Raw genomic sequence first — 18,420 nt, 5'->3', positions numbered from 1 at the left:
TTATAAAGATAATAACACCTCTTCTCTATTTTAAAATAAATTTTCTATACATTTATCCGCAAACATTTACTTATACTTACATTATTTTCATATGAATATATTTACCTACGATTACATTTTTTACATATCAGCCCATTAAATGAATCGATTTCAATAAAAAAATTCAATTACAAGATATATTTTTTTATTAGAATACTTGCAATAAAACAAATTACTTGTTATACTAACATTTGTCTCAGCAAACATTAGGAGGTATATTATGCTTAAATCGTATGATGAAAACTTTGGTAACTTTACAACCTTAGTTAATAGAAAAATTATTCATTACTTAAATTCGCAACTAATAGAATTTGATATAACAGCTGATCAATGGCAAGTATTGCTTAAATTATCAAGACAGGATAAAATAAGCCAAAAAATTCTATCTAAAATGGTAAATAAAGATCAGCCTACTTTAACAAGAATGCTTGACATACTAGAAAGAAAAGCTTTAATTGAAAGACATACCAGCAAAGAAGATAGGCGTTCATTTTCCATTCATATAACTAAGAAAGGCTTAGATTTAACTCAAAAGCTTATACCATATATAGAGAACATATTTAAAAAAATTTTAAATGGTGTTTCTGAAAAAAACCTGAGCATTTATCTAGATGTTCTTGTTCAAATAGATGAAAATATTACTAATTTAAACACCTTATAAAAGCAATAGGCTGATAATACCTATTATTTTTATTTGATCATTTATACTAGGAGGACAAAATTTTGAATTTGCAATTAAAAAACACTAATCACAATAAGTTATGGACTAAGAGTTATATATTCATGTTACTTTCAAATTTATTTATTTACTTAGGCTTTTATATGCTAGTTCCAACATTACCAGCATATGCAAAACAAACTGGCGGAAGCAATTTTGAAGCAAGCCTGGTTGTAAGTTTATTTTCCATCACTTCCCTACTTTTTAGATTATTAATGGGAACACTTCTTGATAATATTGATATTAAGCCTTTACTAATAATTGGCTCCATAATACTAGGTGCTAGTACATTATCTTACATATGGTTACCATTAACTGCAATTATATTAGTTCGTATAGTCCAAGGAATAGGTTGGGGTATTGCGTCCACTGCCACTGCCGCAATTTTTACTAATATTGTACCTGAAAAAAGACGAGGAGAAGGAATGGGTTACTATTCCCTATCAATGATAATATCCATGTCTCTTGCTCCAATTGTTGCTATTACAATTATGAATTTATACAGCTTTAAGTACATTTCAATTATTTCATTAGCTTTAGTTATAATTGATACTTTATTAATTAAAACTGTAAGTATACATAAAAAGAGTTCTAATAACTATAAAATTAAAAAAAGCTTTTCCTTCTTAGATTTATTTGAAAAAAAGGCTTTATTACCTTCATTTCTTTGTTTTTTACTTACAATTACCTTATGTGGTATCATGAGTTATATAATGTTGTATGGTAAAGAAGTAAAAATATCAAATATATGGTTATATTTTATAGGACATGTTACAATGATATTAATAACTAGACCTTTTATTGGAAAAATATTTGATAAAAAAGGACATACTGTAATAGTGTTGCCTGGTGCTGTATCTATGATAGTAGGTTTAATTATATTATCATACACCCATGGCACTACAACTTTAATAATAGCTTCTCTTTTCTATGGTTTAGGATATGGAGCTGTTCAGCCTTCACTACAAGTTTGGGCAGTAAATCGTTCTCCAGAACATCGTAAAGGAGCTGCCAATGGTACTTTTCTATCTTCTATGGATCTAGCTTTTACACTTGGTTCCATACTACTCAGCTTTATAGCTGAAAGTAAAAATTATGCCTTTATGTATAGATTCTCCGCTATATTTGTTGTAATACTTTTGGCAGTATATGGAGTTTCATTATTTATAAATTTAAGACAGAATAAAAAATACGATTTATATGAAGAGGAAATTGCTTCTTAATTTCAAAATAAAATCTGTAATGAACTATTTTATTTATAACTTTTAGCTTTTCATATAATACAATGAAAATGTAATTAGAATTAATAAAAGTACCCTATAGAATATGTAGCTAGAAAAGTCTATTCTATAGAGTACTTTTGCATATAGTGAATAAATTATATTTGGTAATAAAAATACTAATCTCAAAACATTCTAAAATTCATTCTTCGTTCTAGTTAATATTATTTCGCTATATTGTTTCCTGACAGCAAATTTATTTTGCTCATTAAAATTATTTTATTTCCATATAGCTTCTTGTGGAATTATTTTCATAAGACACTTCTCATCACCCATTTTTATACTTTTTAAAAGCTCTACATCTACTTTACACCCAAAGGCCTTTTCAAAAAGTACTTTACTATACCCTGTGGTACATTGACACCAGGTATTTGTTTCTAATCTGTCCACCTCTGCAAGCATTGGGCATGGACAAAAAGAAAATTGAAGATATAATTCGCCATTTTCTGAGTACAGGCCTGCTGCTTTTGCTTTATCTGAATTTCCAAATTCCTCAATATTAGAAGATGATTCTAACAGCTCTTTCAAAAGATTTAATTTCTCATCCATCCCGTATCCACACTGGCAATGCATTCTTATTTGTTTAACAGTTGAGTTATCAAAATTATCTTCTAATCTCTTCATTGTGGACTTAACCCATATAGAATTATCCTCTGTTCTTGCAAGTTCATCCTTTCCATATACTATTTCTTTTGCTGTTTCATCATTACTGACGCTTTTAACAGCTACATAAATTAACTGTTCCTGAATTTTCCTTATATCAAACATTTTTAAACTCCTCCATTTTCTATATTACTTATAAAAACATAAAACAGACTTTCTACTATAATAAGAACTGTATCCCTGCTGCAGTTCTTATTATAGTAGAAAGTCTGTTTTTTAACTTCTGAATTCTTGCTCTATTTTCTTTCATGTGCCTTAATTGGTATACATAAATCCATTACAACTTGCATGCTTTTCCAGTTAATAGTTCTATAAATATCTAATCCATATCTTTTATCCATTTCATAACAACTATTTGCTAGCCAAACATTAAATAAGCCTTGAAAAGCAGGAAAGATATCCTGTACCTGTCCATCAAAGCGATAAACTGCAAATTTACCACCCTGAATAGTTGTAACATTATCAAAAGAACAATTTTTATCAACGGTGATGCATATATCATATAAACATTGATCTATACTTGCAACAGATGGATCAGCATATGATCTTTCAATTAAAAGAGTATCTTCCTTTAAATGTTCTTTATATTTTTCTATGAAGTCACGCCATTTTTTTTTAAGTTCAATATAATTTCCAATATGCCTTTCATAAATAACCACAAAATCATTCATTTGCTGTATGTGAATCTGCTTACCATATTCTTCAAAGGATTGAAATTTAACAAGCTTGTCCTGATAAAAAGGATTAGTTACACATTCTGCATACTTCCCATTTCGAAATTGAACTGGAGAAATATTATTATGCTTTTTAAATACTGAACTGTAATTTGACGGACTATATCCATAATCATAACCAATGCCAGTAATTGATTTGTCTTTTTCAACTTTAAGTCTAAAAGCACTTTGTTCCATTCTTAAGCGTTTAATAAAAGCATACATGCTTTCCCCTGTTTCTGCCTTAAAAACTCTACTAAAATAATATTTTGATAAATGACAGTAATCTGCAACATCCTCAATTGAAATCCCCTCATCTAAATGTTGCACTATATAATCAATACTTTGAGTTACCAATTCGTTTGTAATCATAATGCACACCCCCTTTGCTTTCTTTTAAAGTTCTATAAAATTTTATATACCCCTATAATTAGGAATATCTAAATACTCATAGAATCAATATAAAACATTTCAATACTACCACCACTAAAAATAACAAATCCTCCTAATGGACTAAACCAATCACATTTACATTCAATTTCAATTGAGTCCTTAAACACTCTCAATCTTTTTAACTCTAATGAAGCTAACTTTTCTTCCCTTGTTCTAGCTTGAAAAATCCTTTTTGCTTTTTCCTTTCCTACTATTTCAGAAAAAGTCTTTTCAGTTTCATCTTCCAGCATTTCTTCTCTTTTACGTAATGCTGCTTCTTCTATGTTATAAGAAGTTTTATCAATGTTTTCTATTAGATATTTTTTATACAATAATTTTTGCTCACTTTTTATTTTTTCCGCTTCATCAGCTCTAAGAAGCTCTGGATTTTCTTTATGGAACTTCATTAACCCTTCACTCATTAGTCCCATATTAAAATTTTCATAAATTGAATTATAAACATCTACCTCTGCATTAACAATGGTTTCTTTATTATTTATCTTAAATGTTACTCTATCCTTTAACAACCAATAGTCTTCTTTATATGTAATTTTTCCATATACTTCATCATTAAATGTTTTCTTTGCCATATGTCATTTCCACCTTTACGCTTCCCTAGATAATTGATCAACCCGTTTTAATACTTGCGGCATTCTATATTCACCATTTAGTTCTTTTATAAATTGTGCAGCATAATTTAAATCTAAGTTAGCAGCACTAACATACAAAGGTTTATTACTTTTTCCACGATATACTTCTAAATAATTTGTACTATCCTTAAAAAATGTTTTTGCTACTCCAATAACAGGTGTTTTACAATTTAGAGCTTCATATAGATATCCACCTAATCCTTTTTTACTATCATTAAGCCATACAAAACTATCAACAATAATAAAATCCAAATTTTCTTTTACCTTCTCCAAAAGTTTTAATATACATGGCAGTTCTCTTTTATAGAATTGTCCTGGAATATACTCACTTATCTCGTCAATTAGCACATTATACTCCGCTAGAATACGTTCCTCTTCATCTTTTTGAAAAACAACACAACTAGCTTTTGCATAATTTTCATAATAATAAACATCAAAACATGCTGCAATTACACTTTTCATTACTTTTAACCTCCTAAAATTTATATATTTCATATCTAGGATATCCAACTGCCACTTTCAATTTATCCCTAAATAACTTTTTAATCAATTCCACCACTGAAGATGCATAGATAATTTTATTTTCTGTTCCATCCTCATATCTTTGTACAGTTAAAAAAAATTCATCATTTTTATCCTTTAAATAAGTACTGCAGCTATCACAAGCCTCGTCTATCTTTATCAAAGAATATTCTTTGATAGCTTTCCATTCATTTAAATTACTGTTCTCAAAGCTTGCTCTAATCCACTCTGACTGCTTTTCTAAAAAGTAATTTTTTACTGCATCTTTCTCAATAAATTTTTCAATTGAATCTGCTAGTAAATATGGTTTATTATCATTATACTCTTTACCATAAATCCTTCCCTTTGAATCCATTACCATATATATTGATTCATTATAATGGTATGTTGCACAAACAAAATAATACTCCCCATCTATTTCTTCTGCATCTACATAATAATCATAATCCATTGTACGTGGATTAAACTGAGCACTTATCATTTCTAAAGAAAATCCTTCATTGGATTTTCCTAGCCTATATGATATTCCAGCATATAACTTTTGAAATTTTAAAACACTATCATATGCTGGGTATCCTACATCTTTTAGCACCTTAAATAAAACTTCATCATCTTTAGGTACCTTTTGTTTTTTTGATTTATTAAGCATATCAATTGCTCTAGTACTTAAATTACACATTTTATCCCTCGCTCCAATTTATCCTATTATCCCGCAATTTCTGCTGAATCTAAATTTCCATTTATATTTCCACTGACTATGATGCAGTGTCCTGCAAACAAGTCTCCATCAAAGAAGAAAATCTCAAACTCACCTTTAGGATAAACGCTTATAGTATCTAGCTCTATGGATTCAATAAACATTTCGTCTGTGACCTCATCAATATCATCTTCTTCGTCAATCCAATCGTTAGCAAGTTCTAAAAGCTCACTTGCAGCATATGATCTAATTTTATCACTCCAGTGCTTTTGATTTTTGAAAAGCTCATGTGCAGTTTTGAGAGAAGCTTTCATTGTTTCTTCCTCATCTAGATCAAAATATAATCGTCCCTTTTCTTCTGCCCAGGTGATATCAGTCTTAAAAAGCTTAATGCCCTTATCTAATTTAAATTTTCCAAGGAGCTCATCTTCATAAGATACTGGTTTTAGGTCTTCCAGCAATATGTTTTGAAGCTCTTCATCCTTATAATCTGCATCTATAAGCTCCACCAACATAAAGGATCTTTCTCCTTTTCTAAGTTTAATTTTAATTATGGAACTTTCTTTAATAGTCTTTTGCCATTCCTTTAAACCTTTATCATCAGTAATCCAGTCTAGGCTTACTTCCTCTTTTACTACTGGCTCACTGCTGTTTAAATCTTTCCAAGCAATAAGATCGATAGAAGCTCTCCATAACTCTTCTCCTCCTGCCTTGCCTGCACCAACTCCTAAAGAAGCTGTTACAGCAGCCACTTCAAATATTTCTTCTGAAAATCTATTTTCAAAGCTTTTTACTTCGCTATTTTTACTCATAACTTCCTCCTATTTTAGCTAACGCTACTTTTTCTATCAATCCCACCAAACATTAATAATTCTGTACTTCTCAGGAATATATGGCAAATTAACAAATTCATTTAAGCATGTCTCTTCCTTAACACTAGAAGGTTCTAATCCCTGAAACCAGCTTTTTACTTTCTGAACATCTGCAGAGGTTATAAGAAAAACCGTGTCTGAATTTATCCATGCATCCTCATAATCCATAGCATCTTCGTAATCATAAAAACGTATAAATACATCCATCACATTATCTTTTCTCTTTAAATTTCTTAAAAATTTTTCAAATTCTTTTGATGATAAATTTACAGAAGTATTAGCAAGAATGATACAATGGCTTTCATCATTTCCTTTAAAATAGTCATCTATGGATATTAGAATTTCTTTTTCATGTGTACAACACTGACTTTGAACTTCTTGTATTTTCCTAATTAAATTTAATTTTTCGAATTGATCCATATAAATCACCTAAAATTCATATCTAAGACTAATCTTATAAGTTTTTCCTATTGGAAATCCATTGTCCTCTTCAAAAGGATATATAATACTAAGCTTGTTCATAAAATCCACCACTTGCCATTCGTCTCCAAAAGCAAATTCATCTTCTTCATAAGCCTTCTCTGCTTGAACATTATCTCTTCTCCAAAACTTATAATAGTTTTTAATATCATCAGAAGAGATATCCTTAATAAACTTACATATAACCTCCGGATTCCCTTTCCACTTTTCTATTTCTTTTTCAGACAGCCTTTCCCAATAGTCTGGAATTGGGTTGAACTTATCTTCAACATTACCACAGTTATAAAAACTATACATCCAGAGATCACTATCGTGAATATGAAATGAACATACACTAGTATTCAATACCTTAGATAAATACTCAGATGCTTCTTCCCATCTAAAAAAATCATTTGGATAAACAATCGTAGTATTCTTTTCATTTTCACCAATAACGCACAAATCAAAAGCTTCATTTACTGGCTGAACCTCTTCTATATTACCTTTTTTAAAACTAATATACTCCTCTAGTGCTTTTGTTACTTCTTCTGCCTTCTTACCTATTACACCAGATATCGCCAAAAACAATCCCATTTACAACATTCCCTTCTAAATACATAGCAAAGATAATTATAGATAACCACATTAAGCTTAGGTAAATCCTTATTCATTGCTATTACTCCCTAGCTTTATTGACTATATGTAACTTATGCCTTCAATAACTACTTAATTAAATAATTTTTTTAAGAATCCTTTAAAGCCCCTTTCATTATCTTCAACCTTAGTTTTCATTTCCACTTTTTCATCTTTCTCTACTACTTTAGAACTTTCATTATTTGCACTAGCTTGTTCAATTTTTCTTTTTTCCAAAACTATCTTATCTAAATACTCTTCAACTTCAGCCTCATTTAACCTTGATATAATTGAAACTTGTGGTTTCAGTGCATCATGTAGGGGTGAAAACTGTGCTCTATCCCAAATACGTTCTTTTAATAAATTATCTCCAATTAAAATTACCCGTTCACCAAGAATAGTTGGTGTATGCTTTGGCATCAATTCTCCATACACCCACTGCTCAAACGGTATATTTTTGCTTAGTGTTTTATCTAAACTAAGGGCAGACCATATGTAATAGCCAAATATAGCCTTGTCCTCTGCTTTTTCAGAACTATCAGGAATTACTACAGTTCTTGCCACATCCACTGCAGTTTTATTTAATAAACCTTTATCTAATCCTAGTTCATCACTGACCTTTTCTATAAATTCTCCTTGAAGTAAAGTAAAAAAGTGAAAATAGTTTTGCACTCCGTCTACCTTAATCTTATATCCTTTCTTTTTATCTGGATGTATTACAGTCATTTCTAAGTTATCTGTAAGTTCCATTATTTTTTGAATGTAATATATGTTTTTTACCACATCAGTAGTGACAATACTTAATAAAATCGGCATATCTTTATCATTTTTTAGTTTTTCTCTTTCCAACGAATTTCTTGAAAGCATTGTCATGGCCGCCATTATTAAATAATCTATGATTTGATAGCTTACATAAACCTTAACTCTTTTATGTAAATCTTTCTCTTCTTCTTTTTTTGTTACACTTCCAGCTATCCATATTAAAGCTTCTTTCATTTTTTCAATTACATGAGAAATTATTATATCTTGATTACCTCCAAATTCAACTAATGCACCACACACATGACAAAGAAGGTTCGCCTTAAGTTCATTATAGGTATTAAATTCTTTTGATATTTGTGATAGTACATCATCTATTTCACCTTTATTTGTGTCACAATACTTAACTAATTCTAAAATCTCACTTTTATAAAAAAAGTTATTTTCGTCTTTTATATCTCCAATTTTTTTAAATTCTTCTTCCATAAATCTTGTAAAGTTATCCATTATTGCATTTAATTCACTGTTAATTTATTCTTCTCCATTCTTTAAAGCACTAATACTTCTTATTATCATCTTAAATTTTTCTTTTCAAAATTAATCATTAACTCTTATTTACAATACATTCTTAATAATCTTCAGCATCCCATTGATCTTTATTTTCTTCATATTCTGATCGCACAGCTTCTAAAAATTCTATAATATCCTTATATACTGCTCTGCCTATATCTTCTCCACCCTCATGATCCCAATATGTAAATGATAAACCATCATCCTCAGGTGTAAACAAACATAACCAATAGGAAAAGTATCCATCAAAACCAAAAGAAAAAAAGCCTTCACTTTTAAAAGGTTCAGCTTTTGAATCTTTTAATGAGTTTTCAATAGAATATATATATCCAAATGGTAAATCCACCTTTGAATATTCAGCATAAAACTCTCTTAAAGCTTTAGGTACCAACGATAAGGTCTTTTCATCATAGGTACTTTTAGTAAGTTCTACCTTATCTCCATATATCTCAAGCATTTCCTTCATATATTCACTAATTCTGCTCATTACAAATCTCTCCTTTGCATAATTATCTTTTGAAATCCTATAACAAATTAAAATTTAATTTGTTTGATGACATCAGCTCCAGCTTCATTCAACTGAAACACCCTTCCACTTCCAGAAATAATTTGTTCTGATTCTTTAATAAAAGCATATGAAAATCCCTCATCTAAATCATGTGCATACTTTAAATCCCCTGTTCCAGCATCATAACAATAAACTACATAATATGGTATTGTCCTTGGAGAATCATATTTATATACTATTCCACAAACATATTTATATTTCTTTAAATATGAAATACTGACAAAATGCTCATTCTTATTGTTATCTGCTTTCCACATAAGTAATCCTTCAGTATTATATACATATAATCCTTCACCAACAGTTGAACATGCAAAGCCATTTGGCAAACAGCAGACACCTAAAATTAATTTTTCTTTCTTTGGTTCTATCCTGCAGTTATTATATTTTATATAATAATCATTCATAATTAAATCACTATTGTATTTGTTATATATAATGTCCTTTGCTCCATTTATTTTAGATATTATTTTCCCATCTTTTAAATCTAGTATAAACGTCTGATCTTCATTATTACTTACAGATAAATTTTCATCATTTCTAGTAAACCTTATTCTCTGAATATGTTTAATCTCTTTAATATTCCAGATAACGTCTCCACTTTTTGCATCATATAATGCTACTCCAAACCTATTATAAGCTGCAGCTGCACAAAATTGACCATTATCAGATATAGCCAAACGTTTTCCACCTGATCGATACTTTGTTTTTAAATCTATAATTTTTGTATATGTTCGCATATTCCATACTTGAGTATCCTTCTCAAAGGCTCCTGCAATAACATAATTTCCATATGTTGAGGAATACAATTCATAAACTTTCATATATAATCTCCTCTTAAAAATTGTTTTATTCCTTTTTAAATAATTTACTCTTTATAATACTTAACTTGAAATTTATATTAATTACTCATTGTAACTTTTTTCTATATTATTAGGAATTAAACATGAATCTATTTTTAAAATCTATAATTGTCACGCATAAAGAATTCCCTTCTTAATTGCCTCTGCCAATCCCTTTGGATTTTCCCAAGCCATAGAATGTCCTGCTGATTTTACAATTTCAATATTTATCATCTGTTTCTTAAGTTCAGTTTGGTCATTATCTGGTAAAGATCTTTCACCAAAAATGAATGTCCTTTTACATTTCAATGAATATAGTATTTCACGCCATGATGGTTCTGCTCCCTCAACTGCTGACTTTGAAATTCTACTAGCTGCTGTAGAAGACCAAACTGACAATGTGGCTGCCCACATAGAATTTTCACTTGAATTCTCATTGACAATTTCATCAAATATTCCATTTACAAAATCTTCTTCCTGATAAGTTCCAAATTCATAAGTTGATGAACCTTTATTACTTTTATCTAAGTTAGCTTCACTAAGAATAATTGCCTCAATATTATCTTTACATTTATTAGCAAGTTCAAGTGCAATAGCACCACCTAAACTATGACCGAAAATAATAAACTTAGAAAGCTTTAAATCCTGCACAAAATTATACAAATAATTTGCATGTTCTTTTACAGTGTATAAATAATTGTCTGGTTTATCACTAAATCCACTGCCAATCAAATCTATTAATATTCGTCTGTGATTTATTAAATCAGTTTGTGCTGCTACTTCAGGATAATCAAATGATCCAGCACAGCCCAAGCCATGAATAAATAATATAGGTGTATCTTCACCAGGTAAGTCATGATATCTCATCTTGTTTTTCATATTATCTACTATGTATTCTTTCATAAAACGTTCACTCCTTTCAATGTACTCAAAACACAAAACATATTAAAATGATTACAAACTACTCTTCATCATCCAAGTCAAAAAATTCCCAGGATAAAGATCCATCAATAAACTTAGTAGGATTTTTCATAAATTCACTCCAGGTCATTTCTTTAATAAAACCAAACATTCCATGTTCCATGTCTAAACATGCAAAGCTTTTATGTTCTGGTATCCATGAAAGTACACCAATATTATCATAATCATCTACATCGTATACTAAATCAATAAAAGTCATGTCCTTCCACTTAAATGTTCTTACCTCATCAAGTGCATAAAATTCAACATAGTTTGTCCATTCAGATTCCTGCAAATCTATCTTTCTATTTTCAGAACCTAGAAATTCAATAGCATCATTTGGCAATCCTAATTTTTTTAATCTTTCAATACACCATTCACGCTGATGCCATTCTTTAGGTTCACAGCTTTTAATAAGCTTAAGTATTTCCTTATCATCTTTTCCTGCTGATTCATTATAAAGTCTATGACACCACCTATCATTACTTGCTTCTATCGCTTCATTAAAAGGTCTATATCCCCATTTGTCTGTTATTGATACATCTGCACCATTTTGCAGTAGAAGTTTAACAATATTTAAATTTCCTCCTATTACAGCACATTGAAGCGGAGTAGGTTTACATACAAATACTTTATCAGCACCATTATAATTTATATCTACCATGTCTTTACTTATAATTAACTTAACTAAATCTAGTTCTCCTTTTTCTGCTGACTCTCTAAGCATATCTCCAAGTTCACTAGGGTCATTGCATTTTTCTATTTTTTCCTTATTTAAATTCATTTTTTAACCCCTTCCTATTCAATACTAATTTCTTGTTTTTTCATTGGCTCTAAAACTTCTTCATCAACCATACTAATAAGTTCCGTATTATATATCCATAAGGTATTTCCTATTATATCGCACTTAATAAAATGCTTGTTCATTTCTTAAATTTTGCTTTGATATTTAAGATAAAATTTCTTCTCCAACAATGTGTATATAATACATATTATTTTGAAACACAACATCTTGAATAACGCTGCTTTTAATATGTGTCAACCCTTTCTAAAAGCTGAAATTATACAATAGTAATACAATCCCCAGTTTTTCTACCTCTCTCAACTGCCTCTATATAACCTTTAAAATAAAACATTATATTATCTTCTTCTCCATTTATTAATCTATCTTTTACTTTTTGAAAAGCATATATTGAGACATCAAAATCAGGTTTCCCAGTTACAAGAATTGGCTGTTCATTTTCTTGAATCCAATAATATTCTCCTCCATAGTTTCTCCTTGCTACCTCAAGAATGTAGCTTCCCACCATAGAAGATACAGAATACAAATTATTCTCACCAAGTTCAAATTTGCTCAATTCATCCAGCAAATCTTCTACTTTTATCAGGCTTTCTACACTGTAATCAAAATTTCCCTTATTAGAAAAATTTCTAGTAAAACTTTCTGCAGTATTAATTACATCACTTTTTAAATTCTCTCCCATTATCTCTCCCTTGTAACATTAATACTTTAAATTAATTTAAAATATTTTAAAGATATTTCAGGCATTTTCATCATCTTCTATTCGCAGTTAATCCTTATTTTTGCCTTTTGCCTTCAGCAATAAGATTGCTCTTTCTTTGGGCTTTGTAAAGACAATCTACTATTTCAGAAATATAATCATAAAATGTTTTTCCGGTTCTATATATACTCCCTAAATCATCATCCCAAATTTCTCCTACTTCCCAATTCTCATCAATTAGAAAAACTAAAGCTTTATCAGAAGGATCACACCCAAATTGTAATACCCTCTCTTCAAAATTCAAAAATTCTAAAAGACTCTCATCATAAAAATCCTCAATTTCACATAGATCTCCAAAAATAGTGCAAAACTCTTTTCCAAAACTTCCTGCTCCTATTTCTGAAAGATACTCAAGATACTCCTTAGGAACTTGAGAGTATTCTTTTTGCAGTTCCTCTATCTGCTTTTTAGAGTACAATTCTCTTTCTTCTTTATGTGAAATTAGTTGAGCATCTAATTGGTCTATATATTTTAATGCTTCAAGTTCTCTTTCATATCTCACAATATCACCATCTCTTTAAATCTTATTTCTTTAATTTATTAAGTTCTTTCCAAATGTAAAACTCCTAATAAGGTCCAAACTTATTAAATATTCCTTAAATTAATAACTTATTATAATTTTAATCCTTACAATTAAATATTTTAAATACAGGATTACTTGATATCATAAGCATTCTTTCAGCACTCTCTCTAACATTAGCTTCATCGAAATCCATACAAACCACTTTAAAGTCTCTAGCTTTTGGTATTAAATGATATTCTTCAGTATCTAAAAATTCAATAAGAGCTTGTGAAAATATATTAAGTAACTTGAAACTCCAATCCTCATCTTCCATCAATATCTCATATTTTCCTTCTCCAAAATAATCATTTTCTGCATAATTTTCAGAAGCAAAATCAGCATGAGACCATTCTACAGGAATATAAGCACTGTTTAATGCATTATCCTCTCTATTCATTAGCTTCTTAGCTAAGCTAGAAATATTATCATAGTTTTTAAATGCTTTTTCAAAGGCACTATCAAAATGTTCCTCTGTCTCTAAGCACAAATTAATAGTGCCGTAAAAACCACTTACATCAAAACCAAAAGCTTTATATGTATTTCCAGGATTCTGCTTCAAAAAATTAAGAACCTCAATCTTTGCAAATTCAACGATTTTTTTCTTTAATTCTGAGTAATTAACCTCCATTTTTCACTTCTCCAGTTCTAAATTATTATTTCCCTTAAAATTTCTATCTACAAAGCATAATTACAAAGTAAATTCCTCATCAAAATTGCTAGGATGAATTACTCTATATTCATCCTTGCAATCTCTTTCTTAAAATTTCTCTCTTGTATCCTCGCCATTCTCATCCATCAACATTTGTTCTCTTATATATTGTTGAAAGGTTTGTCCACAAACATGTAGTTCTTCACAATCATGCCAAAACTCAGCAACTTTCCACTCTTCTTCAATAAGAAATCCTGAAAAATCTCCACTATAGTTATCTCCAAAAACTAAAAATTTCTTATTCTCCAAATCATACAAGTCATACCCTGTAAGATCCTCTATAGTTTCTAAAGCTCCATGAACTACAAATTGACATTCCCTAAAAGATCCTGTTCCTATTTCTTTAAGGTAATCCAAATAATCCTGAGGTATGCCTAAGTGCTGGTCAACTAATTCCTTTATTTGTATATCTTTCCACTTTTCACGACTGTTCATTTCAAACTCTTTTTTATCTTCCACTCTTTCTAAAAAACTAATTTCTTCTTTATATCTCATAAAATCACCTTCACTTTAATAATACTATTTTATTAACAGCAATCCCAATTGTACAAAACTTTAGTAAAATCCAGCTTCTTTAAATCCTTCTCATTTATAAAAAAGTTTGCAATACCTGCATCTCCAAACATCAAATCACATTCTTTTTCATAATCAAGCTGAAGAAGTAAAGTATCAAAACTATTTAATTCTTCTTCATCTCTTGGGTCATCTTGAGTAAAAGTAGCATATCCTCCTATTTTACATCCATCAATATTTAACTTTTCCATATAATCATCATCTTCTTCATCTGTTAGGCTTATATCGTTGTACACATTGTTAAATCTATATTCTCCCCAAGGCATGGACATATATTCTAATGAAAAATTCATTTTACCTTCATTAGCAAAAGGCATATACCAATCTTCTTCTAGGTCGCCTAAAAATGAAAAATCTTTTATTAAGTTTTTCTCATTTTTTTCAACATCAGGCATGTATATTACCTTAAATGTATCCTGCATACATGGATCATCAAAATTGAGTCCATATACATCATCTGGCAATATAAAAAACTGTAATATACCTTTTTGTGGAAAAGATTTTATTTTAGGAACTTCTTCAAAATTAATTTGAGCTAATAATCTTAAGTATTCTCCATTAGATGCTTTAGGATATTCCATACCAATTTCTAAATAAGGATTTCCTCCTAATTTACTTTCCCAAGGTTTGGTTTCTTGTTCTTTTAATTTTATTTTTACATATGGCTTTATAGTTTTTTCTATTTTATCCCTATATTTTTCTAAGCTTTCTGGTAATTCTATAATTGAATTTTTCATTATTATTCACCTATCCTTAAATAAAATTTTATTAATCTTCTTCGCAAAAATCACAGCTGTCACTTAAAGCATATACTATACCACTACTATCTTTTATTGCTTCTTTAAAAAATTCTTTTAAAGAGTTTATAAATTCAATATCCCCTTCAGCAATTGCATCAAAAGAAATTCCCTGCAAATTAAGTTCTTTTTCTATACTTCTGCATATGCTTAATACATCTAAATGCTCTAAATCAGAAATTACTCTTTCTATGTTTTCTACCGACATATATCTTAAGCCAAGATTATCATGATTTGCAAAACTATTTGCTATCATTTCAATTTCTTCTTTATCTTCCGGCGCTATACCCCACATTTGAACTACTCTTTCTGCAATTTGTTCTTTTGTTGGATTTTCTATTCCAATCTCAGTCTCCCAGGCACTATATGTATAATTAAAATTACTTAATCCAAACAATAAAGCATGAACAGCTCTTTCTTTTTTATATTCCTTATCATCCTGGTAATTCTTAATATAATAATCCTCACGAAAAATTTCACTTATAGTGTAGTCACTAATTTGATATTCAATTAGTTCTTCACAACTAATATTACCATTTATAATATTAACTAATTTCTTTTGTCCTTCCATGGAATCCATGTATTCTTTTTTAACTTTAATAACTTTTACGCTTTCTATTTCCATTTTTATCTCCTCTGTTTAACAATTATGTGTTATCTCCTAATGAATTATGGGTTCATAATTATATCCAGAATTTTTTCAGTATTATTTACAAATTGCTTCATAACTTGAAAATGCTCAGTATCTTTATATCCTACTTTTCTAAATTTGCCTTTTAATTCATATATTAGTGAATCAGGATAAGACATTACTATAGGAGAATGAGTTGCAATTATAAATTGGGAACCCTGCTGAACTAATTCATGTATTCTTGCAAGCATAGTCATCTGCCTTGATGGTGATAAAGCAGCTTCAGGCTCGTCTAAAATATATAAGCTATTTCCTCTAAATTTATTTATCAGTAATGATAAAAAAGCTTCTCCATGAGATTGTTCATGAAGTGAAACTCCTCCATAGGAATCTATGATTTTAGGACCTCCACCTTCTCTATCCAATTCTTCTATATTAGTTGCAACATTATAAAAACTTTCTGCTCTAAGAAAAAATCCATCTTCTGGACGTTTAACCCCTTTCACCAGCTTTAAATATTTATATAATTCTGAATGAGTATTCATTGTGGAAAAGGTAAAGTTTTTTGTCCCTCCCTCAGGATTAAAGCCACAAACCGTCGCTATTGCTTCAAGTATAGTTGATTTACCAGTTCCATTTTCGCCTACAATAAATGTTACTTTTGGGTGAAAATCTAAAGTATTTAAATTTTTCACTGCCTCTAAAGAAAATGGGTATATATCAAATGAATCTATATCTTCCATACATAACCTAACTGTTCTTAAATATTGATTTAATTTAAACTTTTCCATACGCAAATCTTTCCTCCAATCTATTTAGAGAAATTGATATTAAGTTTAACATCCACTTTATTTAACAATTATGTGTAACTTCTAATTTGTTATTTTCATGTATAGTTCCATAAGTGGCACAAAGCAGCATACCACCACAGACTTCACTGCTAACTTGAAAATGTATTTTCTCTTCATAAGTATCAAGGCTGTCAGCTTCAATTGTAGCTATAAGCTTTTTAAAATCAAGTACTGGCAAATATTTTTCTACAATTTCATAACTTGTTAAATTGTCCTTATTGGTATACGCATTGTATTCCTGTATTTTTTTATAAACTGGACTTGGATTATTTAAGTCATGAATTACTTTTCCATTTTCATCTTCAAACTTTTTCATTTCCTCTTCAACTATATAATCTGGATATTTTTTATTGCTTTTATCTCTAAATCCAAACTCCCAAAAAGGATATTCTATATCACATAAATGAGTTATAATCCACATTAAGAATTGCTCATTTATATACTTAGCATCAGCTTCTAACTCTTTAAATCTCTCACCATAGTATTTTGAAATCCTTGATAATTTCTCTTCTTCAGCCATGTCTTCTGTTACCCCTGCTGTATCACAGCCATATAAATCTATAGAAATATCCTTAAATTTTCCCATAACACCTAAATCAACAATCTTATCCCAGAATACTTCTTGTTCGTCTTCACTGATTTTAAGCATAAAAATCATCTCCTAATTATTTCTTCTTCTTCCTATATGTATTTGATTATTTGCTAAATAAAATCCTCTACATGTTCTTTATATTCTTTCACTATTATTCCGCTATTAAGTTTGCTGAAGATTTTTATTGAATCTTCTTCATCTAAATACTCAGGCACCATAAAATTAATAAAGATATCTTTATTAAACTTATTTTGAAAAAATCCTTCATCCTTTATTTCTATTAATGCTTGTACACATGTATCGAAAATTTTTTCTCTGTATTCCTCAAAAAATTCTGTGTACATGCATGTTTTCGAATCACTTATTTCATCTTCATTATTTTCTTGAAATTCTACTAACATATTCCTAAGCTTCTGAAATTCATCATTTGCAGCATCCCATATTTCCCATTCTTGCTCACAAAATTTATAATAATACTTATCTTCTTCATCTTCTATTTGTTCCTCTAATGACTCCTTTGTATTTGCCACAACTCCTATAGATCTAGCAGCTGAATCACAAGTTAGTGAAAATGCATATACTGTAGAATCTTTATATTCTTCCATAATTTCTAAAAAAGCTTTCTTTACAGCAAGAATAACCTCTTCTTTAAATTTTTGAAAATTAAATTCTGATTGCATTAAATTTATCCTCCATCAACTTTATATTCTTTTATTTGCTTACATTAATAATAAAATTATTCATAGATTCTGATATTTTTATTGCATAA

25 protein-coding genes are annotated in these 18,420 nt (G+C 29.3%); 2 read left to right on the top strand and 23 right to left on the bottom strand.

The genetic code is table 11. From position 1 onward, the window contains the following. The first annotated feature begins 259 nt into the window (after positions 1-259). The gene (locus HBE96_RS07105) at positions 260-700 is read left to right on the top strand and encodes a MarR family winged helix-turn-helix transcriptional regulator (RefSeq protein WP_169297064.1); all 441 of its coding nucleotides are present in this window, start codon (positions 260-262) and stop codon (positions 698-700) included. 122 nt (positions 701-822) lie between these two features. Beyond that, a complete protein-coding gene (locus tag HBE96_RS07100) occupies positions 823-1,980 on the top strand; it encodes an MFS transporter (protein ID WP_169297135.1) in 1,158 nt (385 codons plus the stop codon). A gap of 276 nt (positions 1,981-2,256) precedes the next feature. On the opposite strand, the gene HBE96_RS07095 is transcribed toward HBE96_RS07100, so the two are convergent. From HBE96_RS07095 to HBE96_RS06990, 23 genes are all read right to left on the bottom strand, one after another. After that, positions 2,257-2,805: a DUF6144 family protein gene (locus HBE96_RS07095; RefSeq protein WP_169297063.1), complete on the bottom strand. Its 549-nt coding sequence runs from the start codon at positions 2,803-2,805 to the stop codon at positions 2,257-2,259. 131 nt (positions 2,806-2,936) lie between these two features. Then, positions 2,937-3,785, bottom strand: coding sequence for an AraC family transcriptional regulator (locus HBE96_RS07090; RefSeq protein ID WP_169297062.1), 849 nt, complete (start codon positions 3,783-3,785; stop codon positions 2,937-2,939). Positions 3,786-3,853: 68 nt separating this feature from the next. After that, a complete protein-coding gene (locus tag HBE96_RS07085; RefSeq protein WP_169297061.1) occupies positions 3,854-4,435 on the bottom strand; it encodes a hypothetical protein in 582 nt (193 codons plus the stop codon). A 15-nt stretch (positions 4,436-4,450) separates the two neighbouring features. Further along, positions 4,451-4,957, bottom strand: a complete 507-nt coding sequence (locus HBE96_RS07080) for an endonuclease V (protein WP_169297060.1) — start codon at positions 4,955-4,957, stop codon at positions 4,451-4,453. Between the two features lie 13 nt (positions 4,958-4,970). Further along, a complete protein-coding gene (locus HBE96_RS07075) occupies positions 4,971-5,696 on the bottom strand; it encodes a hypothetical protein (RefSeq protein ID WP_169297059.1) in 726 nt (241 codons plus the stop codon). A 26-nt stretch (positions 5,697-5,722) separates the two neighbouring features. Further along, complete coding sequence (locus tag HBE96_RS07070; protein ID WP_169297058.1) at positions 5,723-6,526, bottom strand: DUF2262 domain-containing protein; 804 nt, start codon at positions 6,524-6,526, stop codon at positions 5,723-5,725. A 36-nt stretch (positions 6,527-6,562) separates the two neighbouring features. Next, positions 6,563-7,006 carry a hypothetical protein gene (locus HBE96_RS07065; protein WP_169297057.1) on the bottom strand — a complete coding sequence of 148 codons (444 nt, stop codon included), beginning with the start codon at positions 7,004-7,006 and terminating at the stop codon, positions 6,563-6,565. 9 nt (positions 7,007-7,015) lie between these two features. Then, positions 7,016-7,639, bottom strand: coding sequence for a hypothetical protein (locus HBE96_RS07060; protein ID WP_169297056.1), 624 nt, complete (start codon positions 7,637-7,639; stop codon positions 7,016-7,018). 132 nt (positions 7,640-7,771) lie between these two features. After that, positions 7,772-8,944: a hypothetical protein gene (locus HBE96_RS07055; RefSeq protein ID WP_169297055.1), complete on the bottom strand. Its 1,173-nt coding sequence runs from the start codon at positions 8,942-8,944 to the stop codon at positions 7,772-7,774. 121 nt (positions 8,945-9,065) lie between these two features. After that, entirely contained in the window at positions 9,066-9,494 is a 429-nt protein-coding gene (locus tag HBE96_RS07050) for a hypothetical protein (protein WP_169297054.1), read from the bottom strand. 47 nt (positions 9,495-9,541) lie between these two features. Continuing rightward, positions 9,542-10,396 (bottom strand): WD40 repeat domain-containing protein, encoded by an 855-nt coding sequence (locus HBE96_RS07045; protein ID WP_169297053.1) that lies wholly within the window; start codon positions 10,394-10,396, stop codon positions 9,542-9,544. A 150-nt stretch (positions 10,397-10,546) separates the two neighbouring features. Continuing rightward, positions 10,547-11,317, bottom strand: a complete 771-nt coding sequence (locus HBE96_RS07040) for an alpha/beta fold hydrolase (protein WP_169297052.1) — start codon at positions 11,315-11,317, stop codon at positions 10,547-10,549. A gap of 58 nt (positions 11,318-11,375) precedes the next feature. Continuing rightward, the gene (locus HBE96_RS07035; RefSeq protein WP_169297051.1) at positions 11,376-12,158 is read right to left on the bottom strand and encodes an ankyrin repeat domain-containing protein; all 783 of its coding nucleotides are present in this window, start codon (positions 12,156-12,158) and stop codon (positions 11,376-11,378) included. Between the two features lie 14 nt (positions 12,159-12,172). After that, positions 12,173-12,301, bottom strand: a complete 129-nt coding sequence (locus HBE96_RS26625; RefSeq protein ID WP_281064332.1) for a hypothetical protein — start codon at positions 12,299-12,301, stop codon at positions 12,173-12,175. Between the two features lie 134 nt (positions 12,302-12,435). Next, positions 12,436-12,858: a hypothetical protein gene (locus HBE96_RS07030; RefSeq protein WP_169297050.1), complete on the bottom strand. Its 423-nt coding sequence runs from the start codon at positions 12,856-12,858 to the stop codon at positions 12,436-12,438. Between the two features lie 94 nt (positions 12,859-12,952). Next, the gene (locus HBE96_RS07025; RefSeq protein ID WP_169297049.1) at positions 12,953-13,438 is read right to left on the bottom strand and encodes a hypothetical protein; all 486 of its coding nucleotides are present in this window, start codon (positions 13,436-13,438) and stop codon (positions 12,953-12,955) included. 118 nt (positions 13,439-13,556) lie between these two features. Then, positions 13,557-14,126: a hypothetical protein gene (locus tag HBE96_RS07020; protein ID WP_169297048.1), complete on the bottom strand. Its 570-nt coding sequence runs from the start codon at positions 14,124-14,126 to the stop codon at positions 13,557-13,559. 129 nt (positions 14,127-14,255) lie between these two features. Continuing rightward, on the bottom strand, positions 14,256-14,702 hold the full coding sequence (locus tag HBE96_RS07015; RefSeq protein ID WP_169297047.1) for a hypothetical protein: 447 nt from the start codon (positions 14,700-14,702) through the stop codon (positions 14,256-14,258). Between the two features lie 32 nt (positions 14,703-14,734). Further along, positions 14,735-15,517: a YwqG family protein gene (locus tag HBE96_RS07010; protein ID WP_169297046.1), complete on the bottom strand. Its 783-nt coding sequence runs from the start codon at positions 15,515-15,517 to the stop codon at positions 14,735-14,737. Positions 15,518-15,548: 31 nt separating this feature from the next. Beyond that, entirely contained in the window at positions 15,549-16,202 is a 654-nt protein-coding gene (locus HBE96_RS07005) for a hypothetical protein (RefSeq protein WP_169297045.1), read from the bottom strand. 44 nt (positions 16,203-16,246) lie between these two features. Beyond that, a complete protein-coding gene (locus HBE96_RS07000) occupies positions 16,247-16,999 on the bottom strand; it encodes an AAA family ATPase (protein ID WP_169297044.1) in 753 nt (250 codons plus the stop codon). A 61-nt stretch (positions 17,000-17,060) separates the two neighbouring features. Beyond that, positions 17,061-17,708, bottom strand: coding sequence for a hypothetical protein (locus HBE96_RS06995; RefSeq protein WP_169297043.1), 648 nt, complete (start codon positions 17,706-17,708; stop codon positions 17,061-17,063). Between the two features lie 53 nt (positions 17,709-17,761). Then, positions 17,762-18,331 carry a DUF4303 domain-containing protein gene (locus HBE96_RS06990; RefSeq protein WP_169297042.1) on the bottom strand — a complete coding sequence of 190 codons (570 nt, stop codon included), beginning with the start codon at positions 18,329-18,331 and terminating at the stop codon, positions 17,762-17,764. Positions 18,332-18,420 lie beyond the last annotated feature (89 nt).

The organism is Clostridium muellerianum (genome assembly GCF_012926525.1).
GTDB classification, from domain to species: Bacteria; Bacillota; Clostridia; order Clostridiales; family Clostridiaceae; genus Clostridium_AM; species Clostridium_AM muellerianum.
Note: the sequence above shows the minus strand (reverse complement) of the source record. Positions and strands in the feature narration are given on the sequence as shown.